Annotated in this window: 14 protein-coding genes and 2 pseudogenes; all 16 read right to left on the bottom strand. The window is 45.8% G+C overall.

Annotated features, from left to right (window positions below):
* Positions 1-262: 262 nt before the first annotated feature.
* Entirely contained in the window at positions 263-574 is a 312-nt protein-coding gene (locus DW005_RS02060; RefSeq protein WP_347461337.1) for a macro domain-containing protein, read from the bottom strand.
* Complete coding sequence (locus DW005_RS02055) at positions 541-2,397, bottom strand: recombinase family protein (RefSeq protein ID WP_001820670.1); 1,857 nt, start codon at positions 2,395-2,397, stop codon at positions 541-543. Before DW005_RS02055 ends, DW005_RS02060 begins: the two co-directional genes overlap by 34 nt.
* A 54-nt stretch (positions 2,398-2,451) precedes the next feature.
* Positions 2,452-2,643 carry a hypothetical protein gene (locus DW005_RS02050; protein WP_001820669.1) on the bottom strand — a complete coding sequence of 64 codons (192 nt, stop codon included), beginning with the start codon at positions 2,641-2,643 and terminating at the stop codon, positions 2,452-2,454.
* A gap of 71 nt (positions 2,644-2,714) precedes the next feature.
* Entirely contained in the window at positions 2,715-2,945 is a 231-nt protein-coding gene (locus DW005_RS02045; protein WP_001206986.1) for a PC4/YdbC family ssDNA-binding protein, read from the bottom strand.
* A 45-nt stretch (positions 2,946-2,990) separates the two neighbouring features.
* On the bottom strand, positions 2,991-3,845 hold the full coding sequence (locus DW005_RS02040) for a ParB/RepB/Spo0J family partition protein (RefSeq protein WP_117477956.1): 855 nt from the start codon (positions 3,843-3,845) through the stop codon (positions 2,991-2,993).
* Between the two features lie 8 nt (positions 3,846-3,853).
* Positions 3,854-4,819: a MobV family relaxase gene (gene mobV, locus DW005_RS02035; protein ID WP_001820668.1), complete on the bottom strand. Its 966-nt coding sequence runs from the start codon at positions 4,817-4,819 to the stop codon at positions 3,854-3,856.
* 524 nt (positions 4,820-5,343) lie between these two features.
* Positions 5,344-6,369, bottom strand: a complete 1,026-nt coding sequence (locus DW005_RS02030; protein WP_001170964.1) for an AAA family ATPase — start codon at positions 6,367-6,369, stop codon at positions 5,344-5,346.
* Positions 6,370-6,523: 154 nt separating this feature from the next.
* Positions 6,524-6,998 (bottom strand): annotated as a pseudogene (locus DW005_RS02025) (sigma-70 family RNA polymerase sigma factor).
* A gap of 83 nt (positions 6,999-7,081) precedes the next feature.
* The gene (locus DW005_RS02020) at positions 7,082-7,507 is read right to left on the bottom strand and encodes a sigma-70 family RNA polymerase sigma factor (protein WP_000323895.1); all 426 of its coding nucleotides are present in this window, start codon (positions 7,505-7,507) and stop codon (positions 7,082-7,084) included.
* A 94-nt stretch (positions 7,508-7,601) separates the two neighbouring features.
* Entirely contained in the window at positions 7,602-8,111 is a 510-nt protein-coding gene (locus tag DW005_RS02015; protein ID WP_105116765.1) for a sigma-70 family RNA polymerase sigma factor, read from the bottom strand.
* A gap of 599 nt (positions 8,112-8,710) precedes the next feature.
* Positions 8,711-9,931 carry a tetracycline efflux MFS transporter Tet(40) gene (gene tet(40), locus DW005_RS02005; RefSeq protein WP_109215034.1) on the bottom strand — a complete coding sequence of 407 codons (1,221 nt, stop codon included), beginning with the start codon at positions 9,929-9,931 and terminating at the stop codon, positions 8,711-8,713.
* A 50-nt stretch (positions 9,932-9,981) separates the two neighbouring features.
* Positions 9,982-11,901, bottom strand: a complete 1,920-nt coding sequence (tet(O), locus tag DW005_RS02000) for a tetracycline resistance ribosomal protection protein Tet(O) (protein ID WP_117477955.1) — start codon at positions 11,899-11,901, stop codon at positions 9,982-9,984.
* Positions 11,902-12,204: 303 nt separating this feature from the next.
* Positions 12,205-12,441 (bottom strand): annotated as a pseudogene (locus DW005_RS01995) (DUF6674 family protein); the annotation flags it as partial.
* A gap of 60 nt (positions 12,442-12,501) precedes the next feature.
* Entirely contained in the window at positions 12,502-13,191 is a 690-nt protein-coding gene (locus tag DW005_RS01990; protein WP_117477954.1) for a SpoVG family protein, read from the bottom strand.
* Between the two features lie 3 nt (positions 13,192-13,194).
* On the bottom strand, positions 13,195-13,593 hold the full coding sequence (locus DW005_RS01985) for a hypothetical protein (RefSeq protein ID WP_117477953.1): 399 nt from the start codon (positions 13,591-13,593) through the stop codon (positions 13,195-13,197).
* Complete coding sequence (locus DW005_RS01980) at positions 13,586-14,203, bottom strand: class D sortase (RefSeq protein WP_117477952.1); 618 nt, start codon at positions 14,201-14,203, stop codon at positions 13,586-13,588. The genes DW005_RS01985 and DW005_RS01980 overlap by 8 nt, the downstream gene beginning before the upstream one ends.
* Positions 14,204-14,211 lie beyond the last annotated feature (8 nt).

The raw sequence follows: 14,211 nt of genomic DNA, 5'->3' as shown, positions 1-14,211 counted from the left end.
ACTTCATTGTTATCCATTTGATTGTAACTCCTTTGCATTAATTTCTCATAATAATATGTAATGTCGGTTGAAACCGCATTACTATTAGCTAGTATACCATATACATACTATTTATGGACGAAATAGGACATTTTTTTCAAATTGGTTGAATTTGACCCTATTTAACCAATCATAACCCCTATTATATAGCAGTTTGGAGTACTAATTGGTTTAATAATCAGTTTAAACAAAGAGATCTAACCAATCTTAAACCGATTAATCTTTAATATATTTTATCAACCTCAGATTCATACACCGATTCAGTATGAGTATCAAATAGCACCCACTCCACCAGATCAAACCAATCCGGTTTATCCTGCAAAAACCTATTTACTGTATGTACTGCAATCTTTGCTGCCAACTCAACCGGAAAACTATATACTCCCGTTGATATAGAAGGAAATGCAATAGACCTAATTCCATTATCCATTGCCAGATTCATAGAATTAAAATAGCAGTTAGCAAGAAGTTCCTCTTCTCTATCCCTGCCACCATTCCATATCAGTCGGTCATTTTTTGCGGACAGTTCATACATGCTATCCTTTTCTGTTCTCTGCTCCTGCGTTTGCTCTCGTTTGATTTCTCCCTCCGTATCTTCTTGGCACAAGCAGGACAATACCTTGATGCACCAGAGCCCGGGACATATTCAACGCCGCACACCGTACAATTTTTAGCGGGCATTGCTGCCCACCGTTTTGTAGGTATGATATGTAATTCATCGACAAAGCCGATGAATTTATAGTAAATCTTGATTTCCTGCTTCACTGTTCCGTCTGCCATCTTCTCACGCTCCGAAACAAGTATCTTGTCTATGAGTGCGTTTATAACTGTTGCATCCAGTTCTTTTAAGCCTTGATAATTTCGGATAAGGGCGAGGAAGTCACGGATTCCCCGTGATTTCTCGTAGCTTTCATTAAGAGTTTCCGTCACCTCTTTCAGCCTTGCTTCAATTTCAAGCTGCTCTTTCTGGTATTTCCCCGACATCATCTCAAAATTCCGCTCGGTAATACGCTCCATGACCTTATCCTCGTAGAGAGAGGAAAACAGCCTGTCCAGTTCCGCAAGGCGTTTGTTCAGCTTCTTACGTTCTTTCTCTAATGCTTTCGCCCTGCTCTGGTCTGTTTCCGTGAGCCGCTTTTCTATGGCCCTGACCGCCTTTTCATCATTCACTGCCATATCCGCAAAACAGTTGATGTCGGCAAGAACGGCATTGAATAAATCCCTTGCTTCTATATTGTGGGCACTACACTCGCTTCTTCCGTTTCTTGCATAATTATTACATGAATACTGTACACAGTCGATAATCTCTGGGCGTTTCCTCCTGTGTACGTTCATTGCCCGCAGAGCACATCCGCAGTCCACACACTTGATAACGCCTGCAAAAATATTTACAAATCCTCCCTTGTTCTGTGGAAGCCTACGACTTGTAATAAGCTGTTGGACAATATCAAATTCCTCCTGCGTGACTATTCCCTCATGGGTATTGGGTATCACTTCCCATTCTTCGGGCAGCTTAGAGGGGCGTTTCTTGCTTTTCATATTGGCGGCAATCCGTTTGTAGCCTACAAGATTTCCCGCATATATCGGGCTTCTTAAAATGCTCCTCACGCTGTTCCCACTCCAAATATAGCGTTTGTCCTCGTTCCCCTCAAAATGACGTTCAAAGCCTGTTTCGCCACGCTCCGCCGCATAAGCGGCAGGGCGTAGGATATGCTGTTTATTAAGATGTCTGCAAATTTTGGCAACTCCATTCCCTTTTAATGCAAGGTCGAATATCTCTTTTACAACATGTGCCACTTTATCATCTATCAGCAGATGGTTGTGGTCGGCAGGGTCTTTGATATAGCCATAAGGGGCGGTAGTTCCCATGAATTTCCCCTGTTGAAACCTCGCCCGATATGCCGATTTTATCTTAACAGATATGTCAGCGGCATACATTTCGTTTAAAATGTTGCGGAAAGGCGTGATGTCCATAGCAGATTTATTCAAGGTATCTACGCCGTCATTGACCGCTATATACCTCACGTTATGCTCTGGGAAGAAAACTTCCAGATATAACCCACAATCAAGATAGTTTCTCCCCAGACGGGATAAATCTTTCGTAATCACGCAGTTTATCAGACCGCTTTCAATGTCTTTTATCATATTCTGGAAACTTGGTCTTTGGAAATTTGTACCAGAATAACCATCGTCCACATACGTTTTTGCTATGTGCCATCCCTGCTTTTTCACATAATCCGTGAGGATGGATTTCTGTGTCGCAATGCTCGCACTCTCGTTATCCGTACCATCGTCTTTAGATAAGCGGCAATAAATGCCGACTAAATAGATTTTCTTTTCTTCTTTGATTCCTGCCATACTGTAAAACCTCCGTATCTGTCCTATCTGTTTTCATGTCCCATTGCGTACATTCTAAGCGGACAGCCCCTCATTGTCGAAGGTGTCGCCCTCGGCAATCTTCTTCCGAATATCCTCGGAGATAATCGGGACAAACGCTTCTGTAACGGTCTGTGTGCCGACATATTCACGGCTGATTATCATCTGCACTGGTGCTTTTGGCACGATACGCTTTCTCTTTTTATCTGCTTTCTTATCCTCGCCCATACTTAAATCTTCCTTTCCAGACAGGGCAGGGAAGAGTTTGGAAATGTCCCCGCCCTGCCAATCAGATACCATTAATCCTCGCTGTTTAATTCTTTCTGTAATGCTTTAAGGAGTGCCGCCGCTTCATCAGCGTTCAGCGTGATTCCCTTGCCGCACTTTTCACGGTTCGGGGAAAAGCTGCGGATGTCATACTTCGGCTCTTTCCCATTCCATGAAATGAGATTGATTTCCTTTGTGTAGCCACTGTCGCCCGTAGACAATACTGCGATTTCCTTTACGATTTCATACTGGATTTCTCTCATTCTCCATACCTCAACTCTCTGTATTTACTTCCCGAAAAAAGAAGATTAGCGGCTGTCACGGTTGCGTTTCCTCTGCAACTCACGCTCCAAAAGTTTGATGATGGTTTCCTCCATCTGCTTCGGCGTTGTGTTCTTCGGAAAGTATTTTTTCAGCTTGCTTGTGTTGATTTTCAAGGTTTCTTTCTGGTTGCCCTTTTCCTCCGTCATAATCGCAAATATCGTATCCATGTCAAGCCGCCCGCTCTGGCTTAACTGTTTCATCCGCTGTTCCTGTGAGAGTGAGGGCGTTGCTTCTTCGCTCTCCATCGTGGCAAAGAGGTTTTCCTGCTCGTCTTTCTTCAAGAAGGACAGTTCCACCGCAGGCGTGAGGGCGATTTTCCCCTCGTCCACCATCTGCAAAATCGGCGGTATCAGTTCCGTCAGGCGGATAAAACGCTGCACGGTCATCCTGCCCACGCCGAAGCCCTGTGCCACCTTGTCGTCCGTCCGCAACTTCGTCACAACTTGTGACGAGGTTAAGTCTGTGCGGAAACCCTGCCGCTTCATGGCTTCGGATTTCATCTTGTAAGCAAACGCCCGCTCCGATGGCAGGATATTCTCACGCTGCAAATTGCTGTCTACAAGGGTGATGATGGCTCGGTCACGGTCTAAGGGCAGGACAAACGCAGGCACGGTATTTATCCCTGCAAGTTCAGAAGCACGGACACGCCGCTGTCCTGCAATCACTTCATAACCGTCCCCGTCCTCTTTCGGGCGTGTGATTATCGGCGTGACAATGCCAAATTCCTTGATGCTTTCCGCTAACTCTGACAGTGTTTCATCTTCTGCCACATGAAACGGATTGTCGGGGAACGGGTACAAGTCTTTGGTCTTTAACACCTTAAAATCCTGTTTCTTCATTCACATATCTACCTTTCTTTCGCTCTGCTTCTATGATTTTTCTGCAATTCTTCCAACACTTCGGGCGGTATTTTTGACAGCAGCCGCCCCATCTGCTCGTTGGTTCTCTGCAATTCAAATATCTTCTGATTCGCTTTCTGCACCTTTAGTTCCTGCTCGTACTTTTCATCACGCATACGCCCCGCATAGTCTGATTCCTGCCCAATTCTCTCTTTCAAACTGTCGATATACGCCTGCTGTTTCCCGATTTCCTTAGAGAATTTCTCCACGTCTGGCAGCCATGCAGAGAGTAAATCTAACGCTTTATCCCTTTTCTTCCCTGCGTTAAAGGCGTTGATGTCGGATAGGGCAGACACGATTTCTTCATACTGTTTATCAAGCCTGCCGCCTAATTTATAGAGCCATGTGGGGACGTGTTTCCGCTTGGTTTCCATTGAGGACTGCCCCCGTTCAAGCTGATTCCACCGTGAGGACATCCGCTCATGGTAGGCGGTCTGCCACTCGGATAATGATTTCTGGTTGCCTAAGATAGCTTTCGCTGACAGCTTATTGTCTGGCGTAATCGGCACAAAGCAGAGGTGCATATGGGGCGTTCTCTCGTCCATATGGACGACAGCGGAGAGGATATTCTGCTTTCCAACACGCTCCGAAATGAAGTCAAGAGCCGTCTGGAAATACGCTTTTTGTTCTTCGGGCGGTAACTGGTTCATAAATTCTGGTGAAGCTGTGATGAGCGTTTCCACCATCATCACGCTGTCTTTCCTTGTCCTGCACCCCGCTTCGGCTACCATGCGGTTAATCTCTTTCTTGTAGGTGTACTTTGGTGGTGCTATGAGATGGTAATTGTTTTTAGAGCGTTCCATATCTATATCTGGGTTGCTTTTGTAGGCTTCTTTCTTCCGCTCGTTGTGGCGTTCACAAGCCGCAACGCCGCCCGCTTTTCGTTTCTGGAAACGCAGGATTGCATAAGGCATAGGCGGATTCCTCCTTTCTTTCGGCGGGTGACCGTCCTTTGGGGTGACAGCGGTGACGGTGGTGACAGCAGTTTTGGGATACCCCCTGCCGACTGCCGCAACTGTCACCCTCACCCCCTGCATGACGGTCATGTCGATGATGACGGTGTTTTTGGGATACCCCCCTCGCAAGAGCCGTCACCGTCATGCCGCCATTCTTTTATCCGAAGCCGTAAGGCGTAGGATAGCAGGGCACAGCCCTGCCTTAAGGGAGTCCAGAGGGAACGTCTGGCACACGACTTTGCAGGGCAAAGTGTAGTGTGTTACACCCTGTAAACGCAGTCGGAAAAATCGGAATGATTTTTCTGACCGCAGGGGTGGTTTTACACGACCGAAAAGGGCGAGTAAATCTCACGCCTGCATTTTGCGTTTACGGGGTGTTCTCCCGTAGGGATGACAGCGGCAGGGTATCCTAAAATCACTGTCACCACCGTCACTGCTGTCACCCGCAGGGCAGAGCCGCCAGCTTTACATGGCTTTAAGCGTCAATGACAGTAACAGGGGGGTATCCTAATATCGCTGTCACCACCATCACCGCTGTCACCCGCCCTCCTTGCAAGGGCAATCCGCCTGCCGTCTTTCCTGCGGCTGTACTGGTAGCAGATACGGTTCTCGCTTAAAAATGTGGTGCGGTATTCATTCAGCCATTTCGTAATCACCGTGGGTATGGTTTCCGTTTCCCCCATAGCGGCTAACAGTTCCGTTGCCGTGCCTATCCATTCTTCCTTATCCCTCATAAAATCCACCAACCGAAAAAGGACATCTGGTATCGTTTCTTTCGCAAGCTGCTCCTGCGTTTTCCGCTCCACAAGCTCCCAACGGCAATCACGGAAACGCAGCGTGTATTCCTGATAAGGCGTGTCCCTGCCCGTCACATACAGCTTGGCGGTGTCAGACGCACGTTTCTCCTTTTCCAGAACAAAGGTAGCGTCCGCACTCCCCGTTAATCCTGTCGTCCCAGACACCTTGTTGAACACGTCGCTGTCATTCTGCTTTCGGATGTGGTGTACGACAATGACCGCCAGAGAGTGCCTGTCGGCAAAGTCTTTGATGAGGGAGATGTCCCCATAGTCGCTTGCATAGGCATTGTCTTTTGAAGCTGTACGGACTTTCTGCAAGGTATCAATGACAATGAGCCTGCTGTCTGGGTAATCTTTCAGATAATCTTCAAGCTGCACGATAAGACCGTCTGACAGCTTGCAGCTTGCCACGGCAAAGTGGAGCCGCCCGCTTGCTTCGTCCGTCAAACGAAATAACCTGTCCTGTATGCGGCAGAACGTGTCCTCAAGGCAGAGGTAAAGCACATCGCCCTCCATTGTCGGCATATCCCATAAAGGGATTCCCTGCGACACGCATAAGCATAGCTTCAGCATGAGCCAGCTTTTGCCTATCTTCTGTGAGCCGCAGAACAGCGATAAGCCTGTCGGGATAAGGCTGTCCACCACAAAGGATGGTTTCTCAAGCGGTTCATAAAGGAGCGTTTCGGCGTTGACTGTCTGTAACTTCTGCATGGCTTTCCTCCTTTCGGGCGGTGTCTTTGTTTTCGTTGCACATAGGCGTTGACCTCCTTAAAAATAGATTTACTCCCACGGAAAAAAGTGAGAGTATGTAATGCCGCCAATCCCACACAAATAAAAAACAGATTTCTTTTTCGGGCGGTGTCGGTCACGGTTGGAGATATTTCTTCAATTTCCGCCTTTACTTTCTCCTTTGCAATCGCAACAGATTTCTGTATTGCCGAAGCGGTGCAATGCTCCATAGCGGCGATTTGGTAAAAATTGAACTCATACTCGTAGTAGAGCAGGAAACGCCGCCTTTGTATCTCTGGAAGGCTCCCAACCGCCTTATAGAGCGTTTCATTCCGTTCTTCCTCAACCATGCGTTCATCAAGGCTCTTAGGCACACGCAACGCCCGTCTGTAAAGGGTTTCGTCCCATACCTCGTTAAACTCCCTGTGCCGCTCGTCCCATTAGAAAAGATTCCTGTTCCTGCGCTCCATCTGCCGAAACTCCATAAAGAACTGTTCCGACACTTCCAACTCGTGGGATTTGCCCTGCCCGTCCTTAAAGCTGATAAAATACCTTGTGCCGCTTTCCGTGGATTCCTCCCGAAGCGTGTATGCCTTAACCCTGTATGCCATCCTGTTGTCCTCCTGCAAAAAATGAGTGAGGGGATTTCCATCCCTCACCCAGTAGCCCGCAGGATGGCAGGCTGTTTTAGAAGCTATAAAATTTTCCGCAGCTTCTTCCGCAGATGGTCTAACCTCGCATAGATGGCACCAGTCGTCAAATGCACAAGCGGGGCAATCTCCTTTGTGGAATACCCCTGCATTTTCAGCAGGACGATTTTCAAGGTACGCCCGTCCACCGTGACTAATACTTGATAGAGATTTTCGCTCTCAATCTCTTCCAGTAACTCCGCAACCGTACCCACTTCCGCCTGCCGCTCCCTGCCTGCCATGTCCTCAAGATATTCCGCAACGTCATTCGTCCATCGGTAAAACCGCCTGTTGGAATTGAAGTCTGCCCTGTCCGCCATGCGTATCTGCTCAATGGTCGCTTCATCAACGCCGCACTCACGCAGCAGCTTTTCCTCCGCTTCTTTCCAGATACGCCATTTCCTGTCCTCCCGTCCGTGGTTGTATGCCATTCTTACTTCCTCCAATCAGAATTGATTGAGAGGGCAGAGAAAAGCCCCCTCATCTTCCCAAAGGAAAAAACAAGGGGGCTGAACGCCTTAAATTTTAATTTTCTATTATCTTTCTTAGTTTTATTAGGATTCTGGCTTTGCGTTTGTTTACAACGCTCTGGGTTATGCCCAACCTCGCCCCGACTTCACGCTCGGAAAGTCCGTCAAAAAAGATTGCCTGTATCAGCTCCTGTTCACTATCCGACAGCAAAGGCAGGGCGGCTTTCAGCCTGTCCACCATGACCGCATTGACAACGGTTTCTGCAATGTCCACCGCTTCATCAGTGATAAAGTCCAGAGGATTCCCCTCGCTGTCCGTAAATCCGTCGAGAGATAGCAGTCTATTCTTTGTATCTAATTTTTGCAGATAACGCCACCGTTCCTTGTCACGGTAGAAGTCTGTGTATTGCTCCCTCACGACTTCAAGCAGACAGCCTTGAATGGGGATAAACAGCTTGTCCATATAGGTCTGGTCGGATTCCCTGCAACGGCAGAACTCCGTGTAGGATAATTCCACATAGCCGCCACTTTCTCTGATATATACCTTTCTTGGTGCATATTTCACCATAAATACCTCCCATCTGAATTTTTGAAATGTAAAAAATCCAGATGGAGAGGCGGAGAACGACACCGCATATCAGAAACAGCCCTACGGCACTTTCCAACAAAAATCGACAAAAGAAAAACCGCAAAGGCTCTGTGACCTTTACGGTTATAGGAAATAGTAATTCTATTGTATGGAGATTGTACTTCTACTTTCAAGGTGAGAAGTACCGTTGCACTGGCAGAAATTTTTTTAACTGGTTTCCTGCCGTTCTCTGATATGCTATGTATTGATAAATTTTGCTTCGTATGAGCAGATAGATAACTGCCCGAAAAAAGGACATAAAAAAATCCCTCCAAATTTAAAAACAAATTCAGAGGGTAATTTAGGGTATAACAAAATAACCCACCCGAATATCGTTTTTTTTATTTGGTGAGTTTGTTCTTTCAAATACGAAACAAATGCTCATGTACGGTAAAGTATCACAAGAAAATTATGTCGAATTGACAGCCGCCTCCGCTATACCGAATAAGGAAATAAAGAGTCCTCAAATTTTGCGCTACTAAATGAAGACGAGCGGAAGTAATCTCCCGCTCGTCAGTAAACTTAACTATGCCATATCAATCCCGCTTCTTTCCCGCCACCGGCACTAAGAACAGCGCGGGCAACAGCAGGAAAGCGGTACAGACCAGCCCCCAGGGTATGGACACCTGCTGGGCTACCAGCCCCACAATAGGCCCGCCGATGATCTGCCCGAAAGAGTCCAGCTGTCCGCTGGTGGAAAAGACTGTGGCGCGCATTTTCTCATCCACTTGGTCGTTCATCCAGGCGGCCAGCACAGGCTCCTTGATGGTGCGCATAAGCCCCGCCAGCAGGAACACCAACAACATGAACCAAAAGCTCCGCCCCACCGCGAAGAGAACCAGGAACAGGATATACCCGGCGCTGGTGGACATGACCACACTGGTTCGGCTGACAGTCCCTTTTTTCTCCATGCGGGCGATGAGCAACTGAGAAGCCAGAATACCTAAGCCGTTGCCGATAAGACTGATAACACCGAACCAAGTGACGCTGTTCAGCGGCCCGATAACGGGTATTACCGTGTCATCCAGAAAATGAGCGGTGGAGAGCCGGTCAAAGCCTTCACTGGCAAGTCCCCCGCATAGTGTGATTGCTAAGAGCGCCAGCAACACAGGTGCGCCTTTCACAAAGCCCAGGTTGAGCTTGAACAGGCAGACAAAGTCTTTAAGCAAGCCCTGCCGTTCCTCAATAGCAGGGGAGAAGTTGGTTTCTGGCATGATGCGAACCATCACCAGCCCCAACAACAAGCACAAACTGCCCCCCAAGATGAGAGGCATTTGCAGGTTTATGTTTCCCAGCAGTGTGCCCAGCACCACGCCCAGAACGCCGCCGATTTGCCCCATTTGACTGCCCCGCAGGAACACCTTGTCTATGGGTTTGTCCTCTTCCTCCGAGGCAATCCACGCCTCCAGAGCGCCGGTGATGAAGGTATCACCGCAACCCCAGACAACCTGGGCCAGCAGAACCGGCGCGAACCACGGTAGCGCACCCTCCATCAGAAAGCCCAGGCCGTAGAGGAACATTCCAATCAGCACCGAGCGCCGACGGCTATACAAATCCGCCACCACACCGGTGGGCATCTCGAACAGAAAGCAGGAGGTCTCCTGAACCGTCCCTACCAGGACAAGCTGGAAAGCATCCAGCTGCACCACCTCCAGGTGGTACACGATGGAAAGCACTGTGGACATAGAAACCGCCAGGGAACAGACAAATCGGAACAGCAGGTAGACAGAATATGCCTTTGAATTTTTAGCAAACATGAAGTTACATTCTCCTTTCAAATCTCATTTTATATGACTTTTGCAAGCTGTTAAGCTAACTTGTGGAACATATGCCGAACCTTATCTATACGGCTATTCGGGCGGCGGGGTTGGCAAATAAATTTACCAATAGCTGGCTGGTATCCTTTTAACTCTGTCAAGCAGACTCCCTGCCCATTTGTGAAATAAGTTAAATCGTTCCTGTATTCTTGAATACATCTAGCAGGGATTTCTCCTTTCAGAATGACCTCGTCATTCTTTATCTGAGTACTTACAATATCTGCACAATACCTTGGAGCATCATGATACGCCCGTGAGAGATATTCCTGCGGTGCATAAATTTCAAAGTGGAGATATGGCTCTAATAGTTCTGTCCCTGCTTTTTTTAAAGCCTGCTCCAATACGATAGGGGAAAGCAGCCGAAAGTCTGCGGGGGTACTTACAGGACTATAATACAATCCATATTCAAAACAGATTTTACAGTCTGTCACTTTCCATCCATACAGCCCCTGCTCGCAGCCATAAAGAACCCCCTCCATAACCGCATTTTGGAACGATTGATTTAAATATCCAAGTGAAACTCTGCTTTCATACTGCACTCCGCTTCCAATAGGGAGCGGCTCTATGGACAACCCGACAGAAGCCCAGAAAGGATTTGGCGGGACTTCTATGTGGATGGTATATTCTGCTTTTCTAAGCGGTCTTTCCATATATATAACAGTAGGCTCTTTTATTTCTGCCTCCACATGATATTTTTCCTCAAGGATGGCACAAATGACTTCCATCTGCACATTCCCCAAAAAAGAAAGTATAATCTCATGCGTTGTAGTATCCACATAATATTTTAAAAGAGGGTCGCCATCTGAAATTTCTGTAAGTGCCCCAAGCAATATTTCCCGCTGTTCAGGTTTCTTTACTGCAATCGTTGTTTGGAGCATAGGGAGAGGATTTTCAATAAATTTTCTCTGCGGCAACAGCATTTCGTTCCCCAAAATACTGTTTAGCTGCAAAACATCATTTGGTAAAATTACAATATCACCAGAGCAGGCTGTATCGGATGGATATAATTCACCGTTTGTCGGAACACACATCTCTGTGATTTTTATTTTCTCTTTTTCAGATATTCTAATAACATCCCTCAAATGCAATGTTCCGCTATATATACGCACATAAACAAAACGCCGCCTTTTCTCTGAATATTCAATCTTAAAAACCTGCCCGCATAATTCAGATTGACCTTCAGGCGTTGATGAATAAAATTTACTGGCAATCACTTCTATAAGCTGCCGAATCCCCAGATTGTTTTTAGCGCTTCCGTGATAAACGGGAAATAACGTTCCGTTTTGGAATCTCCTGTTTTCTTCCTGTTCCAGTTCTGACATTTTAAACGGTTTCCCTGACATATATTTCTCTAATAGTTCATCGTTTCCCATAATTACCGCATCCCACTGTTCCATATCGTCATTGTCCGTTACATTTATATGGGGATGCTGCCCAACCTTTTGCTTCACTATAATTTCCGAAGAAAGCTTTGCTTTCATTTCCCGATATACCATTGGCAAATCAATCCCCTCTTGGTCAATTTTATTGATGAAAAAGATTGTCGGAATCTTCATTGTCTGTAGTGCATGAAACAGTATACGGGTCTGTGCCTGTATGCCATCCTTTGCAGAAACTAATAATACTGCTCCGTCTAAAACGGATAAAGAACGGTATACTTCCGCCAAAAAATCCATATGGCCTGGCGTATCTATAATGTTGACTTTTACATCCTCCCACTGAAAAGATGTCACTGCTGTCTGGATAGTGATTCCCCTTTGACGCTCCAAATTCATTGTATCTGTCCTTGTTGTGCCTTCATCTACGCTCCCTAGTTCTGCAATTGCACCACTGGTATATAATAAACTTTCCGTTAATGTTGTCTTTCCTGCGTCAACGTGAGCCAGAATGCCTAAGTTAATTATTTTCATGTGATTTTCCTCCTATCAACACCCAAAAAAGGGCATAAAAATACCCAGTGATAAATACTCCTATCACTGGGTAAATAACTCCAATAGCCCCAAAACACTTATATGTTTTCGGGCATATAAAATTACATGATAAAAGTATTCTTAAACTGGGTACAAAAAACTAAGCCCCATATTAAAAGTGAAACGGGACTGCTACTTTTTGTTCCCACTATCAAATTGACAGTTTATTTAAGAATACCTTGCCGCATATTTATTAACTCCTTGTATAAAACTGAATCTAATTATATTCCTTAACCCTTTATTTGTCAAGCCCTTTTTAGCATTATTGACAAGAGTATCTTCCTGCATTTCTTTGATCTGGTTCTGCATATTGGTGAGTTCTTCCGTCATGGAATCAATCTTTTTCTCCAGTCCATCCACATAGCTGCATATCTCAAATACATCGTTTGCCTGCTCTTTCATGGCATTTTTCTTTAATAAGTCGAGAAGTTCTCTTATGACCTCCTCATTGGTAAGTGTTTTTCCTGCTTCCATATCCATTCTGTTTCCTCCATTCTGTAAATGGGGCAGCCTTGGCCGCCCCTGTACTCTGATTACTGATTATCGAAAGGGCGTCGCCTCTTTGTCCTTCTCTTTATCGGGATTGCCATGATGTTTCTCTGCACTCTCTCTTGCATTTTCGTTGCTCTTATCCTTTGCTTTCTCATATTCAGAGATAATCTCATTATAGAGTTTTTCCCTGAAATCCTTTGTGACCGGATAGCAGACATCCTGGTAGATTGGCTTGCCCTGCTCGTCCACCTGCTTTGTCTTATAAGAAGGCATTGATACAAAGATTTTCTCTTTGCCCTGCACGATATTGATGTTATTTACGATGAAACTGTTTTCAAAATAAATGCGTGCAAGTCCCTTGATGTTACTACCTTCCCTCTCATAAGGTGTTACAGTTACGGAAAACTCCGGCATTTCCTGTGTACGCTCCTGCTTCTGTGTCTCCTCTTTCTCCGGTTCCTTAATTCTTGCATAGGCATCAAGGATATTGGTATAGAGTTCCTCTCGAAACTCTGCTGTGATAGGATTGCACACATCCTTATAGATCACACCGTTGCTTTCATCACGCTCATTGGAGCGGTATCTTGGCATTGATACAAAAAGCTCTCCCTTATCCTTATTCTCAAGGATTGCAATATTGGTAATCTTAAATGAATCACCAAATACTACTGTTGCAAATCCTTTGATGTTGCTGCCCTCTTTTGCTCTTACTTCGTTTACTTTAATTGAATACTTCATATGCTATTCCTCGCTTTCTTTTTGTTCTTTGTTTTGCTCCGGTATGATAAGCTCACACCAAAGCTGTTCTATCTGTTCACAAGACAATCTGCCATTAAGCCAGTTGCCAAGTGTAACGACCATTCCATCCTGCTCGTAATAGAGCCACTCCTGTGTTTCAATGTTCCCCTCATACACGATAGTCACATCAAAATCAGGCATAAATAATCCTTCCTCTGCATCCCATACACAGGCTATTCCCTGTCTGAGTGTCAGATTCAGGCTTTCGACATACACAGACCAGCCGCTTACGACTATCTGAAAGTCATCATCAATCTCAGCAATATCATCCTCGATGTCAATTAGCTCTTCCATTTCTGCTACTGCCTCTTCTATCTCACCTAATCGGTATCTCTTATTCATCCATCACCGCCTCCTTATAAATGCACCTGACCACAAAACGCATGGTTCCTTTCTGGGAACAGGTAAAAAGAGTTAATTCTTTTTCTGTACCCTGTGTCTTGATGCTGTTATCATACGGATTTACTACCTCTGTCTCTATTACCTCATAGATATGCTTCAGCCCATTTTTGTCGGTTATCATTACTTCATCACCTATGGATATCTGACTTAGTGGTGTAAAAAATGTGCCATATCTGCTGCCATTATGACCGCACAATACACAGTTGCCACTTTCTCCGATTCCTGCAGTCTCTTCTATATGACCAATCCCTGCATTAAGGACTTTACTTGTGGTTCCTTCCATTACCGGATACCTGATATCTAAGCCCGGTATCTCAATGATGCCGATAACACCGCCTTCTTTAAGAATGGCTTCATCCTCTTTACTAATGGAGGTTTGCTCTTCCTCCACATCTGTTTCTTCATCGTAATCATCCTCCAATGTCTGCTCAAATTCACTTATGAGCTGTTCTGTCTGTTTTTCTCCGGTTGTCCGCCAGAAAAAAGGGACTGCCATAATGGCAATCCCTGCTGCAATCAGTAGTCCTGCGACCACTTTTCTTATGCTCATATTATTCA

Origin of the sequence: Clostridium sp. AF36-4 (assembly GCF_003435975.1) — a bacterium.
In the GTDB taxonomy this organism is placed as follows: Bacteria; Bacillota; Clostridia; order Lachnospirales; family Lachnospiraceae; genus Eubacterium_F.
This window is presented reverse-complemented; position numbering and strand designations above follow the sequence as displayed.

Excerpts from the sequence above, each read along its gene's own strand:
- DW005_RS02040 (WP_117477956.1), bottom strand. The coding sequence starts at position 3,845 with ATGAAGAAACAGGATTTTAAGGTGTTAAAGACCAAAGACTTGTACCCG.
- DW005_RS02020 (WP_000323895.1), bottom strand. The coding sequence starts at position 7,507 with ATGGCATACAACCACGGACGGGAGGACAGGAAATGGCGTATCTGGAAA.
- DW005_RS02050 (WP_001820669.1), bottom strand. The coding sequence starts at position 2,643 with ATGGGCGAGGATAAGAAAGCAGATAAAAAGAGAAAGCGTATCGTGCCA.
- DW005_RS01990 (WP_117477954.1), bottom strand. The coding sequence starts at position 13,191 with ATGAAGTATTCAATTAAAGTAAACGAAGTAAGAGCAAAAGAGGGCAGC.
- DW005_RS01985 (WP_117477953.1), bottom strand. The coding sequence starts at position 13,593 with ATGAATAAGAGATACCGATTAGGTGAGATAGAAGAGGCAGTAGCAGAA.
- DW005_RS02060 (WP_347461337.1), bottom strand. The coding sequence starts at position 574 with ATGTATGAACTGTCCGCAAAAAATGACCGACTGATATGGAATGGTGGC.
- DW005_RS02055 (WP_001820670.1), bottom strand. The coding sequence starts at position 2,397 with ATGGCAGGAATCAAAGAAGAAAAGAAAATCTATTTAGTCGGCATTTAT.
- DW005_RS02045 (WP_001206986.1), bottom strand. The coding sequence starts at position 2,945 with ATGAGAGAAATCCAGTATGAAATCGTAAAGGAAATCGCAGTATTGTCT.
- DW005_RS02030 (WP_001170964.1), bottom strand. The coding sequence starts at position 6,369 with ATGCAGAAGTTACAGACAGTCAACGCCGAAACGCTCCTTTATGAACCG.
- mobV (WP_001820668.1), bottom strand. The coding sequence starts at position 4,819 with ATGCCTTATGCAATCCTGCGTTTCCAGAAACGAAAAGCGGGCGGCGTT.
- DW005_RS01980 (WP_117477952.1), bottom strand. The coding sequence starts at position 14,203 with ATGAGCATAAGAAAAGTGGTCGCAGGACTACTGATTGCAGCAGGGATT.